At 68.1% G+C, this 3,169-nt stretch carries 4 protein-coding genes; 2 read left to right on the forward strand and 2 right to left on the reverse strand.

The features are described 5' to 3' along the window. The coding region (locus AC1D01_RS27180; protein ID WP_477871926.1) for a response regulator at window positions 1–306 on the forward strand (306 nt) is incomplete at its 5' end. A gap of 1 nt (window position 307) precedes the next feature. On the opposite strand, the gene AC1D01_RS27185 is transcribed toward AC1D01_RS27180, so the two are convergent. Next, window positions 308–1,759, reverse strand: a complete 1,452-nt coding sequence (locus AC1D01_RS27185; RefSeq protein WP_477871928.1) for a sigma-54-dependent transcriptional regulator — start codon at window positions 1,757–1,759, stop codon at window positions 308–310. Between the two features lie 121 nt (window positions 1,760–1,880). Here AC1D01_RS27185 and AC1D01_RS27190 point away from each other — a divergent pair, with 121 nt between their 5' ends. Further along, window positions 1,881–2,444: a DUF1003 domain-containing protein gene (locus AC1D01_RS27190; RefSeq protein ID WP_477871930.1), complete on the forward strand. Its 564-nt coding sequence runs from the start codon at window positions 1,881–1,883 to the stop codon at window positions 2,442–2,444. A gap of 304 nt (window positions 2,445–2,748) precedes the next feature. Here AC1D01_RS27190 and AC1D01_RS27195 read toward each other — a convergent pair whose 3' ends face one another. Further along, window positions 2,749–3,021 (reverse strand): hypothetical protein, encoded by a 273-nt coding sequence (locus AC1D01_RS27195; protein ID WP_477871932.1) that lies wholly within the window; start codon window positions 3,019–3,021, stop codon window positions 2,749–2,751. Window positions 3,022–3,169 lie beyond the last annotated feature (148 nt).

Below are 3,169 nucleotides of genomic sequence, written 5' to 3' on the forward strand. Positions count from 1 at the left end.
GAGTTGTGGGGCCACGACGTGCAGACGGCACCGACCCCCGAGGCCGGGCTGCGGCTGGCGCGCAGCCAGCAGCCGCAGATCGTGCTGTGCGACATCAGCCAGCCCGATTTCGACGCCGCCGCGCTGCTGGAGCCGCTGCGCAGCCACCTGATCGGCATGCCGGTGTTCTTTGCCGCACTGAATGCACGCGGCCGCCACGACGACGAGGCGCGTGCGCTGGAGGCGGGCTTCGACGCCTACCTGGTGAAGCCGCTGCGGCCGGAAAACCTCGGCCGCCTGATCCACGCCTTCGCGACGCGGATCTAGCTCACGACGAGGCCCAGCTGGTGTCCTGCGTCAGGTCGGCCGAGCGCGTGTCGAGGCCGTCGGGCCCGACAGCGCCCGCCGCCTGGTATTCCTTCAGGCGGTTGTAGAGCGTCTTCAGGCTGATGCCCAGCGTCGCGGCCGTCTTCTCCTTGTGGCGGCCGAGGTACTCCAGCGTCGCGAGCGTCACCTGCCGCTCGATCTCGGCGAGCGGCGTGCCGACCCACACGGTGATCGCCGGTGCCCCGCCCTCGACCGCGATCGGCGAGGTCGGGATCGATGCGCCCGACACCTCGCCGTCCGGCGATTGCGGCAGGCACTCGTCGTCGATCGTGCTGTCGAGCGCCATCACGTACGAGCGGTACACCACGTTGCGCAGTTCGCGCACGTTGCCCGGCCATTCGTAGCGCGCCAGGCGCTGCAAGGCCTGCGGCGAGAAGCGCTTGGGTGTGCCCTCGCGCTCCGAGATCTGCTGCACGAAATGCTCGGCCAGCAACGAGACGTCTTCCGAGCGCTGGCGCAGCGCCGGCAGGTGGATCGGGAACACGTTCAACCGGTACAGCAGGTCCTCGCGCAGCTTGCCGCTGGCCACCGCCTGCAGCGGGCTGCGGTTGGTGGCGGCGATCATCCGCACGTCGGTCTCGAGCGTCTGCGTGGAGCCGACGCGCATGAAGGTGCCGGTCTCCAGCACGCGCAGCAGCTTGACCTGCAGGTCCAGCGGCATCTCGGTGATCTCGTCGAGGAACAGCGTGCCGCCGCTCGCCCGCTCGAAGAAGCCCTGGTGCTGCCGGTCGGCGCCGGTGAAGCTGCCCTTCTCGTGGCCGAAGATCTCGCTCTCGATCAGGTGCGGCGAGATCGCGCCGCAGTTGACGGCCAGGAACGGCTTGCCGCGCCGGCGGCTCAGGTCGTGCACCGTGCGGGCAACCACCTCCTTGCCGGTGCCGCTCTCGCCGGTGATGAACACCGTGACGGCCGTGCCGGCGACGCGCTGCACCTGCTCGTAGACGCGGCGCATCGGCGCCGAGCGGCCCCACAGCGCACCGAAGTGGCCGTCGCTCTCCAGCGTGGCCAGCAGGTCCGACGACTCCGCCTTCAGCATCGACGGCTTGGTGACGCGCGACAGCACGCCCTTCAGCTGCTTCAGGCTCATCGGCTTGACGAGGTAGTCGGCCGCGCCCAGGCGCAGCGCCTGGATCGAGGTGTCCAGGCTCGCCTGGCCGGTCATCAGCACCACGTCGGTGTTGCTCATGCCCTTGGCCTCGTTCAGCAGTTCCATGCCGTTGCCGTCGGGCAGCATCAGATCGAGCAGCACGATGTCGGGCTCCTGCAGCGCGAGCTGCCGGCGCGCATCGCGCAGCGACCCCGCGGTGGCCACGGTGAAGCCCTCGCTCGCGATCAGCATCGCCATCGTCTCGGCCGAATCCGGCTCGTCATCCACCACCAAGGCGTGCGGCATCACAGAACTCCTCTTGCGGACCGGTGGGCCCGCAGCAAGCGGCCCGGACACGCCGGGACCACGCGGAACCGTCGGGCACAGCGATTGCCATGACAGTTCATCCAACACTCCACCGCCGACCATGCATCGGTCTCCATCCAAAGCTTCCTCTCCTGCAAGCCACAGCAACTACCGCAGCGCCGAGTCGGTGGACGACCTGACGCAGGCCAATGTGCAGGCCATCCAGCGCCTCGAGCACGAGGCGAGCCGCGTGCGCGGCCCGATGGACCGCTTTGCCGACCACGTCAGTTCGTTCTGCGGCAGCCCCGTGTTCTTCTGGGTCCACGTCGCGTGGTTCGCCGGCTGGATCGCCTTCAACCTGCAACCCGGCCCGCAGGCCTTCGACCCGTATCCGTTCACCTTCCTGACGCTGGTGGTGTCGCTGGAAGCGATCTTCCTGTCGACCTTCATCCTCATGAGCCAGAACCATGCCGCCCGCATCAGCGAACGGCGCAACCAGCTCGACCTGCAGATCAACCTGCTCACGGAGCAGGAGAACACGAAAATGTTGCAGTWGCTTGAACGCATCGGGCGTGCGGTCGGCGTGGTCGACGACAAGGACCCGAGCCTGCAGGTGCTCGAGCAGGCGATGCGGCCCGACAAGCTTGCCGAGCAGATCGACAAGGCGGCGTCGGATTGCGCGTGACCCCCGCTTCCTGCCGTCGTCATGGTGGACATCGTTACTGCTGATCACCGGATCGTTCCCTCATCGGCCCGAGCCAGCGGCCAAAGTGCGCGACGATAGCTTGCGCTGCAGGGCCCTCCCGCGTGCAGTGGTAACGAGGCGTCAGTGCGGGCGACGGCGGTGCTGCGGCACGGCTTGCGAGTTGTCACACACCGAAGCCTGTGCAGGCTGCGCGTGTGTCCCGGCCCCAACGCCGGCAGCGACACCTTCACTCCGGGGATGGACAGGATGCCGGGCCGCATCGGGATGACTCCCCGTACCGCGCTCAACCGAGCGCGAAGCAACGGAGGTGCAGATCGGCACGGGCACCGTTGCCCGCCATTTGCCGGGCGCAGGCGCGCAAGGCCTGCGACACCGCCGCCACGAGCTTCGAGGTCGGGCGCACCGCACGGCCCTTGCGCAGCAGGCTGTCGACCAGGAAACCGTCTTCATCGATCATCTCGGCGAGCAGGCGCTCCTCGTCGTCGAACAGCACGGCGCGCGGCGACTCCTTCGAGCCGAAGAGCAGCAGGTAGCGAGCGCAATTGTTGGTTTTCATGACGGCTTTTTCTGGCGATGCAACATCTGGATGCCGGATGCTCGCGCAGGCACGGTTCGCGGGCCAGTCGCCAGCACCGGATTCGAACGTCGGAAAACGCCTACGCGGTCCTACAAGGGGGCCCGGTGCACCTCCTGCCCTCCTACAG

The sequence above is a fragment of the Rhizobacter sp. P3_B12 genome, from assembly GCF_056402895.1.